The organism is Brevundimonas sp. KH_025 (assembly GCF_057839885.1).
The window spans coordinates 2,538,980-2,554,302 of sequence record NZ_CM174501.1 but is presented as its reverse complement, the minus strand read 5'-3'; the positions used below and the strand labels follow the sequence as shown (position 1 = coordinate 2,554,302).

The 15,323-nt window shown below is 68.4% G+C and carries 14 protein-coding genes; 6 read left to right on the top strand and 8 right to left on the bottom strand.

The genetic code is table 11. The features are described 5' to 3' along the window. Positions 1–612, bottom strand: coding sequence for a glutathione S-transferase family protein (locus AC3IS2_RS12690; protein WP_489198143.1), 612 nt, complete (start codon positions 610–612; stop codon positions 1–3). A gap of 111 nt (positions 613–723) precedes the next feature. Between AC3IS2_RS12690 and AC3IS2_RS12685 the strand changes: the two genes are divergently transcribed. Continuing rightward, on the top strand, positions 724–1,431 hold the full coding sequence (locus AC3IS2_RS12685) for a helix-turn-helix transcriptional regulator (RefSeq protein ID WP_489198142.1): 708 nt from the start codon (positions 724–726) through the stop codon (positions 1,429–1,431). A gap of 80 nt (positions 1,432–1,511) precedes the next feature. Here the strand turns inward: AC3IS2_RS12685 and AC3IS2_RS12680 are convergent, their stop codons facing one another. Then, entirely contained in the window at positions 1,512–2,714 is a 1,203-nt protein-coding gene (locus tag AC3IS2_RS12680; protein ID WP_489198141.1) for an acetyl-CoA C-acyltransferase, read from the bottom strand. Positions 2,715–2,928: 214 nt separating this feature from the next. Beyond that, a complete protein-coding gene (locus tag AC3IS2_RS12675) occupies positions 2,929–3,837 on the bottom strand; it encodes an SDR family NAD(P)-dependent oxidoreductase (RefSeq protein WP_489198140.1) in 909 nt (302 codons plus the stop codon). A gap of 197 nt (positions 3,838–4,034) precedes the next feature. Between AC3IS2_RS12675 and AC3IS2_RS12670 the strand changes: the two genes are divergently transcribed. The 5 genes from AC3IS2_RS12670 (at position 4,035) to aguB (ending at position 11,309) form a co-directional block, all read left to right on the top strand. Then, a complete protein-coding gene (locus tag AC3IS2_RS12670; RefSeq protein WP_489198139.1) occupies positions 4,035–5,186 on the top strand; it encodes an outer membrane beta-barrel protein in 1,152 nt (383 codons plus the stop codon). 263 nt (positions 5,187–5,449) lie between these two features. Next, entirely contained in the window at positions 5,450–6,637 is a 1,188-nt protein-coding gene (locus AC3IS2_RS12665) for a capsular polysaccharide export protein, LipB/KpsS family (RefSeq protein ID WP_489198138.1), read from the top strand. 193 nt (positions 6,638–6,830) lie between these two features. Continuing rightward, positions 6,831–9,245 (top strand): TonB-dependent receptor domain-containing protein, encoded by a 2,415-nt coding sequence (locus tag AC3IS2_RS12660; RefSeq protein WP_489198137.1) that lies wholly within the window; start codon positions 6,831–6,833, stop codon positions 9,243–9,245. A gap of 195 nt (positions 9,246–9,440) precedes the next feature. Then, a complete protein-coding gene (locus tag AC3IS2_RS12655; protein ID WP_489198136.1) occupies positions 9,441–10,442 on the top strand; it encodes an agmatine deiminase family protein in 1,002 nt (333 codons plus the stop codon). Further along, positions 10,443–11,309, top strand: coding sequence for an N-carbamoylputrescine amidase (gene aguB, locus AC3IS2_RS12650; protein ID WP_489198135.1), 867 nt, complete (start codon positions 10,443–10,445; stop codon positions 11,307–11,309). A 7-nt stretch (positions 11,310–11,316) separates the two neighbouring features. Here the strand turns inward: aguB and AC3IS2_RS12645 are convergent, their stop codons facing one another. The 5 genes from AC3IS2_RS12645 to AC3IS2_RS12625 all read right to left on the bottom strand — a co-directional run bounded on the left by AC3IS2_RS12645 (position 11,317) and on the right by AC3IS2_RS12625 (position 15,321). Beyond that, entirely contained in the window at positions 11,317–12,279 is a 963-nt protein-coding gene (locus tag AC3IS2_RS12645) for a right-handed parallel beta-helix repeat-containing protein (RefSeq protein ID WP_489198134.1), read from the bottom strand. Then, a complete protein-coding gene (locus AC3IS2_RS12640) occupies positions 12,279–13,097 on the bottom strand; it encodes a phosphatase PAP2 family protein (RefSeq protein WP_489198133.1) in 819 nt (272 codons plus the stop codon). Before AC3IS2_RS12640 ends, AC3IS2_RS12645 begins: the two co-directional genes overlap by 1 nt. Next, positions 13,097–13,609, bottom strand: coding sequence for a hypothetical protein (locus AC3IS2_RS12635; protein ID WP_489198132.1), 513 nt, complete (start codon positions 13,607–13,609; stop codon positions 13,097–13,099). Before AC3IS2_RS12635 ends, AC3IS2_RS12640 begins: the two co-directional genes overlap by 1 nt. Positions 13,610–13,681: 72 nt before the next feature. Continuing rightward, positions 13,682–13,987 (bottom strand): ribonuclease, encoded by a 306-nt coding sequence (locus AC3IS2_RS12630; RefSeq protein ID WP_489198131.1) that lies wholly within the window; start codon positions 13,985–13,987, stop codon positions 13,682–13,684. 281 nt (positions 13,988–14,268) lie between these two features. Beyond that, positions 14,269–15,321, bottom strand: coding sequence for a 1,9-bis(guanidino)-5-aza-nonane synthase (locus tag AC3IS2_RS12625; protein WP_489198130.1), 1,053 nt, complete (start codon positions 15,319–15,321; stop codon positions 14,269–14,271). Between the last annotated feature and the right edge of the window lie 2 nt (positions 15,322–15,323).

Genomic DNA, 15,323 nt, shown 5'->3' with positions numbered 1-15,323 from the left:
TTAACTGGCCTGGGCGTACTGCGGCGGCGCGCCGTCCCGGGCGATGGCGCGCGCATGGGCCGGGCGGGCCACCAGCCGTTCGACATAGGCGTCCAGCAGCGGGCTTTCCGGCAGGTGCTCGCGCGCCCAGGCCACGGTGCTGCCGATCAGGACGTCGGCCACGGTGAAGCGGTCGCCCATCAGCCAGGGGCCTTCCCACAGGGCTTCCAGCAGGCGGGTCATGGCGGCGTCGTAGCGGGACCTGGCGTAGGGATCGGCGTCCACCGCGCCGGTGATCTTGTTCCACAGCGACGGCTCCAGTTCGCCCGAGGCCCAAAACATCCAGGTCAGCAGGGCGCCGCGCTCGGGCGCGCCTACAGGAAAGCCCAGGCCGGCCTCCGGGTGCAGTCCGGTCAGGTAGAGGGCGACGGCCGCCGACTCGGTGATCAGGGCCTCGTCGTGCAGCAGGGCCGGGACCTTGCCGTCGGGATGGGGGTTCTTCGGGTCGGCCGCGCCCGCGCCGTCCATGCGGCGGATGTCGCAGTATTCGATGCGGCAAGCGGCCCCCAGTTCCTCGACCAGCCAGACCAGGCGCGAGGAACGGGACCAGGGGGCGTGGAACAGGGTCAGCATCGATAGTCCTCCCAGATATCGGGCCGCGACGGAGCGTCGGCGGCGGTCCGTCTTGACTACTGACGCCCTGCTGCCACCATGCTGTCAGCAGTCGTCGGCGAGGGTCCGGACATGAGACGCGCCGACCGACTGTTCCAGATCATCCAGGTGCTGCGCCGGGCCTCGCGTCCGGTGACGGCGGACGCCATCGCGGCCGAGCTGGAGACCTCCAAACGCACCATCTATCGCGACATCGCCACCCTGATGGGCCAGCGGGTGCCGATCCGCGGCGAGGCGGGGCTGGGCTATGTGCTGGACGGCGGGTTCGACCTGCCGCCGCTGATGCTGACCTCGGACGAGATCGAGGCGGCGGTGCTGGGGGCGCAGTGGGTGGCGGCGCGGGGCGATCCGGCCCTGGCGCGGGCCGCACGCGACCTGATCGCCAAGATCGCTGTCACCGTGCCCGAACGGCTGCGCACGGTGGTGCTGGAGCCGGCGGTGGCCTCGCCGCCGGTCTGGGACCTGAAGGTCGAGACCGTGGACATGGCGCGGGTGCGGGCCTGGATCCACGCCGGGCGCAAGCTGCGGCTGCGCTATGCCGACGAGCAGGGGCGCGAGACGACGCGCGTCATCTGGCCCTGTCTGGTCGGCTATCGCGAGACCACGCGTCTGCTGATGGCCTGGTGCGAGACGCGCGAGGATTTCCGCACCTTCCGCACCGATCGGGTGGTCGACGCGGAGTTTCTGGACGGCCGCTATCCCGGCCGGCCCGCCGTCCTGCGCCAGCGCTGGTTCGCAGCGATGGCGGCGAGGCGGGCCGCCGAGTGCGGGCCTCAGTAGATTTCGAACAGGCCAGCGGCCCCTGCTGAAACCGCATCGCGGTTTCAGCTGCTTTTCGTGATGGGGCGCGGCTGACCGGCCTAGTAGATTTCGAACAAGCCCGCCGCGCCCATGCCCCCGCCGATGCACATGGTGACGACGCCGTACTTGGCCCCGCGTCGCTTGCCCTCGATCAGGACGTGGCCGGTCATCCGCGCACCTGACATGCCGTAGGGGTGGCCGATCGAGACGGCGCCGCCCGAGATGTTCAGCCGGTCGTTGGGGATGCCGAGGGTGTCGCGGCAATAGAGAACTTGGGCGGCGAAGGCCTCGTTCAGTTCCCAGATGCCGATGTCGTCCATAGTCAGGCCGTGGCGTTTCAGCAGTTTCGGCACGGCGAAGACGGGGCCGATGCCCATTTCATCCGGCTCGCAGCCCGCCACGGCCATGCCGCGATAGGCGCCCAGCGGTTGCAGACCGCGCTTCACCGCCTCGCCCGCCTCCATGACGACGCAGGCCGAGGCCCCGTCCGACAGTTGCGAGGCGTTGCCGGCGGTGATGAACTCGCCCTGCTCGATCTCCTCGCCGCCGCCGAAGACGGGCTTCAGCGCCTTGAGTCCTTCCAGCGTGGTCTCGGGGCGGTTGCCCTCGTCCTTGGACAGCGTGATCTCTTTGGACGAGGTCTGGCCGGTGGCCTTGTCCATGACCAGCATGTTGGTGGTCATCGGCACGATCTCGGCGTCGAAGCGACCAGCGGCCTGGGCCTCGGCGGTGCGCTGCTGCGATTGCAGGGCGTATTCGTCCTGGGCGTCGCGGCTGACGCCATAGCGGCGGCTGACGACCTCGGCGGTCTCCAGCATCGACATGTAGATGTGGGGCGACAGCTTCAGCAGCGCCTCGTCCTTCATGCGATACAGATTCATGTGCTGGTTCTGGACCAGGGAGATGCTCTCCAGCCCGCCGCCGACCGCCATCTTCTGGCTGTCGAAGATGACCTGCTTGGCCGCCGTGGCGATGCCCATCAGGCCCGAGGCGCACTGGCGGTCGATGCTCATGCCCGGCACGGAGGCGGGCAGGCCGGCGGCCAGGGCGACCTGACGCGCCACATTGGTCCCGGTCGAGCCCTGCTGCAGGGCGGCGCCCATCACGACGTCCTCGATCTCGGCCGGATCGACGCCTGCGCGCTGGACCGCGTGCTTTACCGCATGGGCGCCGAGCGCCTGCGCCTGGGTGTCGTTGAAGGCCCCGCGATAGGCCCGGCCGATCGGGGTGCGGGCGGTGGAGACGATGACGGCTTCACGCATAGGATCATCCTTGTTTGCGCTATCGCTCGCGACGCGGTCGCTCGCTGCTTGAGCGCGTTTCCTGCCTGGAACAGAGAAGATAGGCGCCTCACGTCACGTCAACGCAAGGCGCCTTCTTTTGCGAAACGCGAGAGGCCTCCTTTGGCCTCAAGTAGCGCGAAGCGCGGTAGGCCCCTTCAAAGAGCCTCAAGTAGCGCGAAGCGCGATCGGCCTCTCAAGACCCATGATGCTTCTGGGCCTTGGTCAGTTCGATCATGCCCTGGGCGGCGCCCATGTCGGGCACGATCTCGTTTGTGCGGTCCGAGATGGCGTCGAAGCGGGCGGCGACCTGTTCGGGGGCGTCGGGGCCGACGGCGAAGTCGCCTTGCGTCAGGGTGACGTAGGCGCGTTCGAACCCGCCGGCGCCGGCGGCCAGGATGGCGCGGGTCGGGGCGTCGCGGCTGACCAGATGCAGCAGGCCCGGCGTCACCAGTTCCGGCCCCAGGGCCTCCAGCGGCAGGGCGGCGCCGAGGTCCTCGGTCATGCGGGTGTGGGCGGTCGGGGCCAGGGCGTTGACGCGGATGTCGTTCTTGGCCCCTTCGATCGCCAGGGTCTGCATCAGGCCGACCAGGGCCATCTTGGCCGCGCCATAGTTGGCCTGGCCGAAGTTGCCGAACAGGCCCGACGACGAAGTGGTCATGACGATGCGGCCGTAGTTCTGGGCGCGCATGATGTCCCACACCGCCTTGGTGCAGTGGACCGCGCCCATCAGGTGGACATCCATGACCAGGCGGAAATCGGCCAGCTCCATCTTGGCGAACGACTTGTCGCGCAGGATGCCGGCGTTGTTCACCAGGATGTCGATCCGGCCCCAGCGCGCCATGACCTCGGCGACCATGGCCTCGACCGCCGCGGCGTCGGTGACGGAGGCCGCATTGGCCATGGCCTCGCCGCCCGCCGCCTCGATTTCGGCGACCACGGCCTCGGCCGCCGTGGCGGAGCCGCCCGAACCGTCGCGGGCGCCGCCCAGGTCGTTGATCACCACCTTGGCGCCCCGCGCCGCCAGGGCCAGGGCGTGTTCGCGGCCCAGACCGCCGCCCGCGCCCGTGACGATCGCCACCTGGCCGTCGAACCTGATCGTCATCATCCGCCTCCGTTTTGTTTCAAAATGGTCCTAGCAGGCCGGAATGAGGGGCAAAACGGACTTTTATGTTGAAACGGCGCCACACCTGCCGCAATCGTCGCGATAAAGGCGGAACCTGAGCCTTCCTGTGCCGTTCGGGCCTCCGAGCGTCACGTGAAAGCGTCGACCTTGGAAATAACTGAAATTGTGAGGACACAATGAAGCTGAAACTTCTCGCCAGTGTCGCCGCAGCCGGGCTGTTCGCGGCCGGCGCGGCGTCGGCTGAGCCGGATGGCTGGTACGGCGCGATCGACGCCGGCTATCACATCATCGACGACATCAACACCGAGTCGTCGACCAACAGCTCCAACTGGAACTGGGAAGTGAACGACGGCTGGGCCGCCTTCGCCCGCCTCGGCTATCGCTTCAACCCGAACTGGCGCGTCGAGCTCGAAGGCGGCTACCGCTCGGGCGACGTCGGCACCGTGCGCGCCGTCTCGGGCGCTCAGGGCCTGTGCAACGTCACCCCGGCGACCGGCCCGTGCCACTCGCCCGACGGCGACATCACCGCGACCACCCTGATGGCCAACGTCATCTATGACTTCGGCTACTCGGCCTGGGGCTTCCGTCCCTTCGTCGGCCTCGGCGTCGGCGCCAACCACGTCAACACCGACGTCGTGGGCCGCCTGCGTCAGACCCCGGCCGTGGCCTTCGGCGCTGACGACAGCTCGACCAAGTTCGCCGCTCAGGCGATCGCCGGTCTGGCCTGGGCCGTCGGCGACCGCGCCAACATCGACCTGACCTACCGCTACCTGACGGGCGACGCCGAGTTCCAGACCTTCACGAACTCGACGACCAACACCTTCGGCGAAATGGCCGGCGACTACGACCAGAGCCACACCGTGACCCTGGGCCTGCGCTACGCCTTCGGCGCCGAGCCGGCTGCTCCCCCGCCGCCGCCGCCGCCCCCGCCGCCGCCCCCGCCGCCTCCCCCGCCGCCCCCGCCGCCGCCTCCGCCGCCTCCGGCCAAGCCGGCTGCGCGTCAGTTCGTGGTCTACTTCGACTGGGATCGCTCGGACCTGACGGCGGAAGCTCGTTCGGTGGTGACGCAAGCCGCCAACTACGCCAAGTCGGGCGCTCCGACCCGCGTCCTGATCGTCGGCTACACCGACACCTCGGGCTCGGCCGCCTATAACCTCGGCCTGTCGAACCGTCGTTCGCGCACCGTCGCCGACGCCCTGGTCGCCCAAGGCGTCAACGGCGGCGTCATCGCCCTCGACGGCAAGGGTGAGACCAACCTGGCCAAGACCACCGCTGACGGCGTGCGCGAGCCGCTCAACCGTCGCGCCACCATCGACATCAACTTCTAAGGTTCGGGACCCCGAAGCGACCGCACGGTCATGCTTCGGGGTCTGACGACCTCAGATGTCGAAAGACCCGGCCGCCGGTCTCGCTCAGAGCCGGCGGCCTTCTCTTTGGGACGAAAGCAGAACCGTATCCTTCGCCGACACGCGCCTTGTCATTGCATGGCGCTTGGCACTAGGAAGGGGCTGTTCCTTGGAAAGATACTCAGCGTTTGCTCGCGCCATTTGATCCTGATCAGCCGAACGCAATACCGCTGGTGCAGGCGGATTTGCGCGGCCGCCGCTTTTTGATCGTCACGGCCCCGTTCGGCGGGTTCGGGCGTCTGCTGGCGCAAGCCGTCGCCGCGCGCGGCGGCGAAGCCATGCGCATGATCTTCAACGCCGGCGATCTGGCGACCTGGCGTCGCCCAGGCGGCGTCCTGTTCCGCGACGACGTCCGGCGCTGGCCCGCCCGGGTGCGCGAACTGGCGCACGAGTTCACCGACATCGTCGTGTTCGGCGAGGGCGGTCCCTATAATCAGGGCGTGCTGTCCCAGGCGGACAGTCTGAACGCCCGCGTCTGGGTGCTCGAGAACGGTTACTTCCGTCCCGACTGGATCACGCTGGAGCAAAACGGCGTCAACGGCTCCAGCGGCCTGCCGCGCTCCGCCGCCGACTACGCCGTGCCGGGGCCGGAGCTGCCGGTGACGCGTCCTGTCGGCAAGATCCTGCCGCACCACGTCTTCAACATCAGCTTCTATCATGCGGTCCAGCCGCTGGGCTGGGCGGTCTTCCCGCGTTATCGCCACCCCTATACGGTTTCGCCGTGGCGGCAGTTCTTCGGCCATATCCGCCGCTATTTCGGCCTGGCGACGCGACCCAAGCGGTCCTGCGACACGGATGTGATCCGGGCGCGCGGCCCCTTCTTCATCGCCTGCCTGCAGCGCGAGGGCGACGCCCAGCTGCTGCGTTATTCCTCCTACGCCGACAACACCGCCTTCCTGGCCGAGGTGATGGGCAGCTTCGCGCGTCACGCGCCCAAGGACAGCCGTCTGGTGGTCAAGAACCATCCGCTGGATCCGGGCCTGTCGGACCTGGAGCACATGACCCGCTGCCTCGCCGTGGAGCGTGGCCTGGCCGACCGGGTCGATTTCATCGACGGCGGCAACCTGGCCCAGCTGTGCCGCGCCTCGCAGGGCATGGTGGTCAACAATTCCAGCGCGGCCCTGTCGGCGCTCGGGTTCCGCACCCCGGTCAAGGTGCTGGGCGACGCCTTCTTCGATTTCGAGGGGCTGACCGACCAGCAGCCGCTGGACGGCTTCTGGGGCGCGCCGGTCGCCGCCGATCCCAAGCTGTTCACGGCCTTCCGCGCCCATGTGATCGCGCGCAGCCAGATCAACGGCAACTATCATGAGCCGCGCGCCATGCGCCCGACGGCCGGTCTGATCGCCGACGCCTTCGCTCTTCGCGCCGACTGACCGGCGGCTTCTGGCGGGTGGCGGGAATCGTCCACAGGGGTGTGACGTTATAGTCACCCGCGGCGGCTGTCATATCACTGTCACACGACTGTCGTCCAAACTTCCTGCAGCGGCCTTAAGGCCCAGCCCATCTAGACAGGCGCCACGCCTGCCGCGCATGGCGCTACGCCTTCATCACTGGGGATACAGACAGATGACCAACCGCAAGCAGCTGTTCTGGGCGACGACCGCCCTGATGAGCGGCGTTCTCATGGCCGGCGCCGCCTCGGCCCAGTCCACCGCCAGCCAGATGGCCGACGAGCGCGCCACCAACCTCGGCGAAGTCGTCGTGACCGGCTCGCGCGGCCCGCGCGCCATTGAAGGCGTGGTTGCGGAAACCAATCCGAAGTCGCGCGCTTCCATCACCGAAGCCTTCATCGGCACCCAGGCCGCCGGCCAGACGATTCTGAACTCGATCAACCTGCTGCCGGGCGTCAACTTCACCAACAACGACGCCTTCGGCTCGGCCGGCGGCGACCTGACCATCCGGGGCTTCGACGCGGCGCGCATCTCGCTGACGCAAGACGGCATCCCGATGAATGACACGGGCAACTACGCCATCTATTCCAACCAGCAGCTGGATCCGGAACTGATCTCGCGCGCCTCGGTCAACCTCGGCACGACCGACGTCGACAGCCCCACCGCTTCGGCCACCGGCGGCACCGTCAACTACGTCACGCGTCGTCCGGCCAAGGACTTCGGCGTCATCCTGCAGCCCTCGATGGGCGAGTACGGCTACAAGCGCATCTTCGCCCTGCTGGACACGGGTGAAGTCGGCCCCTGGGGCACCTCGGCCTGGTTCTCGGCGTCGAAGACCGTGTACGACCACTTCGTGGGCGCCGGCGGCGTCGACAAGATGCAGCTGAACGGCCGCATCTATCAGCCGCTGGGCGACAACGGCGACTTCATGTCGGTCACCGCGCACTACAACGAGAACCGCAACGAGTTCATGCCGCGCGTCCGTCTGGCCGACTTTGAAAAGGGCAACGCCTACGACCGCGACGACTACAACACGATCAAGTCGCAAGCCACGGCGATCAACCCGTCGAACACGGGCAACATCCGCGGCCAGTCGCGCTTCACGCTGACCGACACGCTGAAGCTGACGGTCGACCCCTCGTTCCAGTACACCCTGGCGCACGGCGGCGGCACGCAGCTGATGAGCGAGACCGACGCCCAGCTGCGCGGCAACTCGACGGCCGCCGGCGTGGACCTGAACGGCGACGGCGTGATCAACGGCGCCACCAGCGTGACCCTGTTCCGTCCGAACATCACCAATACGCACCGCTACGCCGTCACCAGCTCGCTGATCTGGGACATCGCCGAAGATCACCAGGTCCGTGCGGCCTACACCTTCGACTGGGGTCGTCACCGCCAGACCGGCCAGTTCGGCTTCATCGACGCCAACGGCTTCCCGGAAGATCCCTTCGCCGGTCGTAACGGCCGCCCGGTCAAGCTGCCCGACGGCACCATCCTGCGTCGCCGCGACCGCCTGTCCTACGCCATGCTGAACCAGATCTCGGCCGAGTATCGCGGTTCGTTCTTCAATGACTCGGTTGACGTGACGCTGGGCGCCCGCGCTCCGTTCTTCGATCGCGAGCTGAACAACTACTGCTACCAGCGCGACACCTTCAACGCCTACTGCACCACCCAGGTCGGCACGCCGGTCCCGGGCACCGATCTGGTGACTTTCCCGACCTCTTCGATGAACCCGAATCCTCGGCCGTCGTCGGGCAACCCCAATCCGCTGCCGTTCGCGTATGGCAAGCCGCGCTCGTTCGACAAGCAGTACGACGCCTTCCTGCCGAACGCCGGTGTGACCTGGAAGTTCGCTGACAGCCAGTCGATCTACGCTTCGTACGCCGAGGGCTTGTCGGCCCCGCGCACCGACGACCTCTATGACGTCGTCGACGTGAACCCGGAACCGGAAACCACCAACTCCTACGACCTCGGCTATCGCTATCAGTCGGGTACGGTGCTGGCCTCGGTGGCCGCATGGCGGACGGACTTCTCGAACCGCATCGTGCGCACCTTCGATGAAGCGGCGGGCCTGGCTCTGACCCGCAACGTCGGCGATGTGACCCTGCAGGGCGTCGACGGTCAGATCGGCTGGTCGCCGATCGAGAACCTGAACCTGACGGGCTCGTTCACCTACACCAGCGCCGAAGTCCAGAACGACCTGCCGAACGGCCTCGACCCCATCACCGGCAAGCCGATCTTCATCCCGACCGCTGGCAAGCAACTGGTCGAGACTCCGGAATGGCAGTTCGGCGGCCGCGTGGCCTACACGATCGGTCAGTTCGATCTGGGCCTGCAGGGCAAGTATGTCGGTTCGCGCTTCTCGAACGACATCAACACCGAGGAAGCGCCTGAGTACACGACGTTCGACCTGGACGTTCGTTACAACCTGGCTTCGATCGGCGCCGGCGGCTCCTACGTCCAGCTGAACGTCATCAACCTCTTCGGCGAAGAGTATCTGGCGGACATCTCGACCTCGACCACGGGCACGGCCCAGTTCCAGCTGGGCGCCCCGCGCACGGCCATGGTCACCCTGCGCGCTTCCTTCTAAGAAGCGTCAGAACCAAGACAGGGAAGGGCGGTCCGGAAACGGACCGCCCTTTCTTTTTGGGCCTACCGCGCTTCGCGCTGCTTGAGGCCGGTTTGGGAGGCTCGGGTGCGCCGCCTTGCCCGCAAACATTGAACCGGGGGGCGTCTCGGCCTATCTGGCGCGGCTACGTCTTCTGTATCTGGATCGACTTCGCCCATGACCCACCCCATCCCCGCCGAATGGTCGCCGCACCGTGCGATGTGGGTCGGCTGGCCCAGCCATGCCGAGCTGTGGGGCGAGGACTTCGCCCAGGCCCAGGACGAAGTCGAGGCCCTGGTCCGCGCCCTGGCCGGTCCGGGCCGCGAGCAGGTCAAGCTGATGGTCGGTCATGACGACGCGCTGGCCGGCGCACGTGCGCGCCTGGACGGCGTGGCCGGCGTCGAGGTCGTGGCCGGTCGCTTCGGCGACATCTGGCTGCGTGACACCGGCCCGATCTTCAGCAAGGGGTCGGCCGTGGCCAACGCCTTCAGCTTCAACGGCTGGGGCGGCAAGTACGACTATCCCCACGACGATGAGGTGGCCGACCAGATCGCCGAGTTCTCCGGCGTCCCGGTGACGCGCCATGACTTCATTCTGGAAGGCGGCGCCCTGGACCACGACGGCGAGGGCACGGTCCTGACCACCCGCCAGTGCCTGCTGAACAAGAACCGCAACACCGGCTGGACCGCCGAGGCCGCCGAGGCCGCCCTGGCCGAGGCCGTCGGCGCCAAGGTCGTGGTCTGGCTGGGCGACGGCCTGCTGAACGACCACACCGACGGCCACGTCGACAACCTGGCCCGCTTCGTCGCGCCGGGCGTGGTGGCCTGCCCCATCGCCTTCGGCCGCAAGGACCCGAACGCCGAGGTCTATGACGAGACCGCCCGCCTGCTGTCGGAAACGACCGACGCCATGGGCCGCAGGCTGAAGGTGCTGCGCATCCCGTCGCCGGGCCTGGTGCTGGACGCCGACGAGCGCCCGATCCCGGCCAGCCACATGAACTTCCTGATCGCCGACGGCGCCATCGTCGTGCCGACCTATGGCGACGACACGGCCGCCCGTCTGGCCGGCGAGGCCCTGGCCACGGTCTTTACCGACCGCGAGATCGTGCTGTCGCCGTCGAACGCCGTCCTGACCGGCGGCGGATCCTTCCACTGCATCTCGCAACAGGAGCCCGCATAAATGGCCCGCACCGTCACGGTCGCCGCCCTGCAGACCTCGTACGGCGAGGACATGCAGGCCAATATCGACAAGACCATCGGCCTGATCCGTCAGGCGGCGGCCAAGGGCGCGCAGGTCATCCTGCCGTCGGAGCTGTTCCAGGGCCCCTACTTCTGCGTCACGCAGGAGGAGCATTGGTTCGCCACGGCCTATCCGTGGCGCGAGCATCCGGCCGTGGTCCAGCTGCAGCCGGTGGCGAAAGAACTGGGCGTGGTCATCCCCGTCTCGATCTTCGAGAAGGAGGGGCCGCACTACTTCAACTCGATGGTCATGCTGGACGCTGACGGCGAGGCCCTGGGCGTCTACCGCAAGAGCCATATCCCCGACGGCCCCGGCTATCAGGAGAAGTACTATTTCCGTCCCGGCGACACGGGCTTCAAGGTCTGGAGCACCCGCTTCGGCCGCATCGGCGTCGGCATCTGCTGGGACCAGTGGTACCCCGAGAGCGCGCGCGCGATGGCGCTACAGGGCGCCGACATCCTGATGTACCCGACCGCCATCGGCTCGGAGCCGCATGACGAGACTCTGGACACCGCCGTGCCGTGGCAACGCGCGATGCAGGGTCACGCCGTGTCCAACGCCATGCCGGTCGTGGCCGCCAACCGCATCGGCCACGAGACGGTGACGGAAGCCGGCCAGACCTTCTACGGCCACTCCTTCATCGCCGACCATCGCGGCGATCTGGTCGAGCGCCTGACGGGCGAGGAGGGCGTGCTGGTCCACACCTTCGACCTGGACTTCCTCGACAAGTATCGCGCCGCCTGGGGCTTCTTCCGCGACCGTCGCCCGGAACTGTACGGCGCCCTGGCGACAGGCCGTCCGGTCTAAGAGGCGATCAGCGACGGATGTTCCGCGCCACGACATTGCCCGTGGCGTGGTCGCCGTCGTCGGCGCTGCTGCCCCAGGGATAGCCCCTGTCCGCGCTGCAATAGGACCGACGCCCCTCGCGCGCGCCGACGACGACCAGTCGGGGGCGCAGCCGGGACGCCCCGCTGAAGACATTGTCCGTGATCGTATTGTCCGACGGCGTCTGATGCCGGATCACGCCGCGCTCGCCGCAGTTGCGATAGAGGAAGATCCCGGGACGCCCGCCCAGAGTGAAGCGGTTGCCGACGATCCGATTGCGGGCCGAGCCGTCGACGGCGATCGCCTCGCGCCCGGTCGTGACGGCGATGGTGTTGTTCTCGATCCGGTTGTGCGCGCTCTCGGCGTCCAGATAGACGGCGGTCGCGACGCTGGCGCCGGTCAGGGTCGAGTGCGTCAGGCTGAGCCGCGTCACGCCCGGCCCGACATAGAGGGGGATGGAGCCGGTCCCCATGATGGTGATCCGCTCCAGTGCGATGTGCGAGGGCGCCGCGCCCTGGGTCGTCGTCACATGGTCGGCGGTGCGCGACGAGGCGCGCAGGTCGTCGTAGCTTCCGTCCGCCCCCATGCCCCAGACCCGCACCGCGCCGTGGATCGTGCAGTTCTCGATGCGGATGTCGGTCGGTCGGCTCCAGCTTTGGGCCGAGACGCGGCGCGACCAGATGGCGATGGTCGGCTGGCGGCCCGTGACGACGACGCCCGGCCGTCCGAGCGCGCCGCCGCTGCAATCCAGCCCGGCGCCCGAGGCCTCGGCGCCTTCGATCAGCAAGGGGCGGCGGATGGCCTGGCCCGGCGCCAGCACGGCGCGGCAGGTCAGGCGGTAGGGCGCATCCGCCGCGCCCGTCAACTCGCGCAGTTCGGCGGCGGTGCAGGGGCGAGCGGCGGGCAGGGTCCAGGCGCCGTTCAGCAGCAGGAGCGCCAGCAGCGACGTCATCAGGGCAGGGGCGTGGCCAGGGCCAGACGCTCGGCGGCGCAGCCAGGGCTGGTCAGGTCGGCGGCGCGCGCGGCGGCCAGTTCGGTCCGGGCGGCGGCCAGTTCGGCGTCGAAGCCGGGCGTGGCGGCGGCGGCCTTGAACACGGCCTTGCCCAGGGTCTCTCCGGCGGCCACGTCACTGGGATAGTGCATGCCGCAGACCAGGCGGCTGAGGCCCATCTCATGGGCGATGCGGCGGGCTTCGGTCGCGCGCTGCGGCTCCAGGGCGGCGAAGGCCTCGCCATAGACGGCGGCGACCGTGGAACTGCCGGAGGGATAGGAGGCGCTTCTGCGACCGGCATCGGTCAAGCGCTGGCACGAGCGGCGAGCGGGATCGTCGCCGACGGGGCGGGGGCGGAAACTGCGCGCCTTGATCAGTTCGGCGGCGGCGTCGGAATCGTCGAACAGCCGCTGCATCAGCCGGTTCAGGTTCGGCGTCGCGGCGGACCCGAGACGGACGCCCAGGGCGCAGTCGAAATGCTGCAGGGCCAGCGGCGGGCGCAGCTCGGCGTGGGCGGTGGCCAGCAGCCAGCGGTCGCTGTCCTCCAGCGCCTTGAACTGGTTGGAGCGCGTCTTGTCGGTCAGATCGGTCGGGGAGCCGGGGGCGGGCGGCAGGGGCACGGCGTCGGCCAGGGCCTGAAGCAGCGATCCGCTCAGATAGCCCTTGGCCTCAGGGACGGCCTTCTGCGCCGTTTCGGGGCGCAGGGCGGCGGGGGTGCCCGCAGCGCAACTCGAAAGAAGCGCGGCGACGGCGATGACGACAGCCCCCCGGCGATGCATCAGGCCCCCGCGCTCCAGGTCAACTGGACCGAGGTGCGGCCGCCTTCCCCGGGGGCGGCGACGACTTGAAGCGTCGCGCCGTTCTCCCTGCGCGCGGCGGCGCCATAGGCGCGGGCCTCGCCCTGGTTCATGGCCATGACGGGGGCCAGATCGGCCGCCTCGGCGCGCTGGCGATAGAAGGCGATGACCGCCTCGGGCGCGGCCTCGGTGGTGAAGGTGATCAGGCCGCCGGGGCCGGTCGGGCCGGAGGCGACGGTGGCGGGCGCATCGACCTGGGCGCCGGGGTAGAGGGCGGCGAAGGCGGGGGCGCCGTCGATCGGCGCGGCGTCGGCGGGTGTGGCCGCGAGGTCGGCTGAGGGGGCGGCTGCGGCGACGGGCGCGCCCTCGGCGGGCGTCGCGGCTTCCGGCATGGCGGCGGGCGATTCGGTATCCGGCGCAGCCTCGCTGCGCTCGTCGCACCCGGTAAGGCCGACCGTGAGGGCCACGGCGACGGCTGCCACGCTACGCTTCATCCCGCCTACGTCCTTGAGACTGTTCAACTTGATGAACACCGTGGCCCATCCGTGCGGCGGCAGCAAGGCGGTTCAACCCGTCGGGGCATCCCCGTCGTCGTCGGACGGGACGGGGGTCTTGGCTGTTTCGGCCGTCTTCGCCCGTTCCTCGGCGAAACGCATGCCTTCGCTGGCCAGGGTCTGGTTGATGACGTCCTGATCCGGATCAATATCGGAGCCCGATGCCGAGCCGCCGCGCAGCGATCCGGCGCGGGTGTCGGACCCCATGTCGGAACCTTCCAGCGCCTTCTTCAAGGCGTCGGCGGTGTGGCCCCGGTCGGGCTTCTCGCCCATGTCGGCGGCCTCGCGGGCGTCTTCGTTGTCGTTCGGGTCGGCCATGGTCGTCTCCTTGTCAGGAGAGACAACGCGAAGGGACGTGGCGAAGGTTCCGCCACGAAAAAGGGCCGGCGGATATAGCCGCCGGCCTCATTCTTTGTGCGCCTAACGCACTTCGCGCTGCTTGAGGCGCCCAGGGCCGCGTCGGGTCGAGAAAGCGGAGCTTTCTGACCGCGGCCCAACAAGCTTTGTGCGCCTAACGTACTTCGCGCTGCTTGAGGCGCCTAAGGCCGCGTCGGGTCGAGAAGGCGGAGCCTTCTGACGGCGGCCCAACAAAAATGCTCTTACTTACCGAACAGCTTGTTCCAGCGGCGCTTCTCGCGGGTCTTCCAGGCGCCGCGGTGATAGGCGTCCGAACCGATCAGCGGCACGACGGTCGTGGCCTCGGCGAAGACCATCTGCTCGTGGGTGGTCTGGACCTTGCCCCACGACGCGGCCTCTTTCAGGGTCGAGGACGAGCAGGCGCCGTCGCGCACGTCGGCGACCGTGATCTGGACCGCATAGCGGTGCATCTCGGCTTCCACGCCCAGGATCTCGGCGCAGACGACGGTGTCCTGGGCGAAGTTCTTGGGCACGCCGCCGCCGACCATGAACAGGCCGGTCACGCCGGCGGCGATCTTGATGTCGGTCAGTTCGCGGAAGTCGGCGATGGCGTCCAGCATCAGATAGGGCAGGCCGGCGGCGGCGCGCTCCTTCTGGTGCTTGACCAGGCCGAAGCCGGCCGACGAGTCGACGAAGGCCGGGCAGAAAATCGGCACGCCTTCTTCATAGGCGGTCTGGATCAGCGAGCCGGGCTTCTTGGCGTTGCCCTCCGACAGCCACTTGCCCATCTCCCAGATGAATTCACGGCTGGAATAGCCGCGCGGCTCCAGGCGGTTGGCGATCTCCAGGATGGTGTGGTCGCAGGCCTGGAGCTCTTCCTCGTCGATATAGGTGTCGTAGATCCGGTCGATGTAGTTGTCGCGCAGGACGTTGTCGTCCACCTCGCCGGCGGCCTGATAGTGCTTGAAGCCCAGGGCCTCGAAGAAATCCATGTCCACGATCGAGGCGCCGGTGGCGACGATGGCGTCGACCATGCCGAACTTCACCATGTCGCGGTAGACGTGCATGCAGCCGCCGGCCGAGGTCGAGCCGGCCAGGATCAGCCACGGCGAGCAGTCCTTGTCCTCGATGGCCATGGAGAAGATGTCGGCGGCGCGGGCGGTGTCGCGCGAGCTGAAGGACATCTTGCGCATCGAATCGATGATCGGACGCGCGTCGAAGCTGGTCATGTCGACGTGCTCGACGGTGTTCTGCAGCAGCTGCGCCTTGGCGTTGCTCTGGACGGGAGCGTTCATTT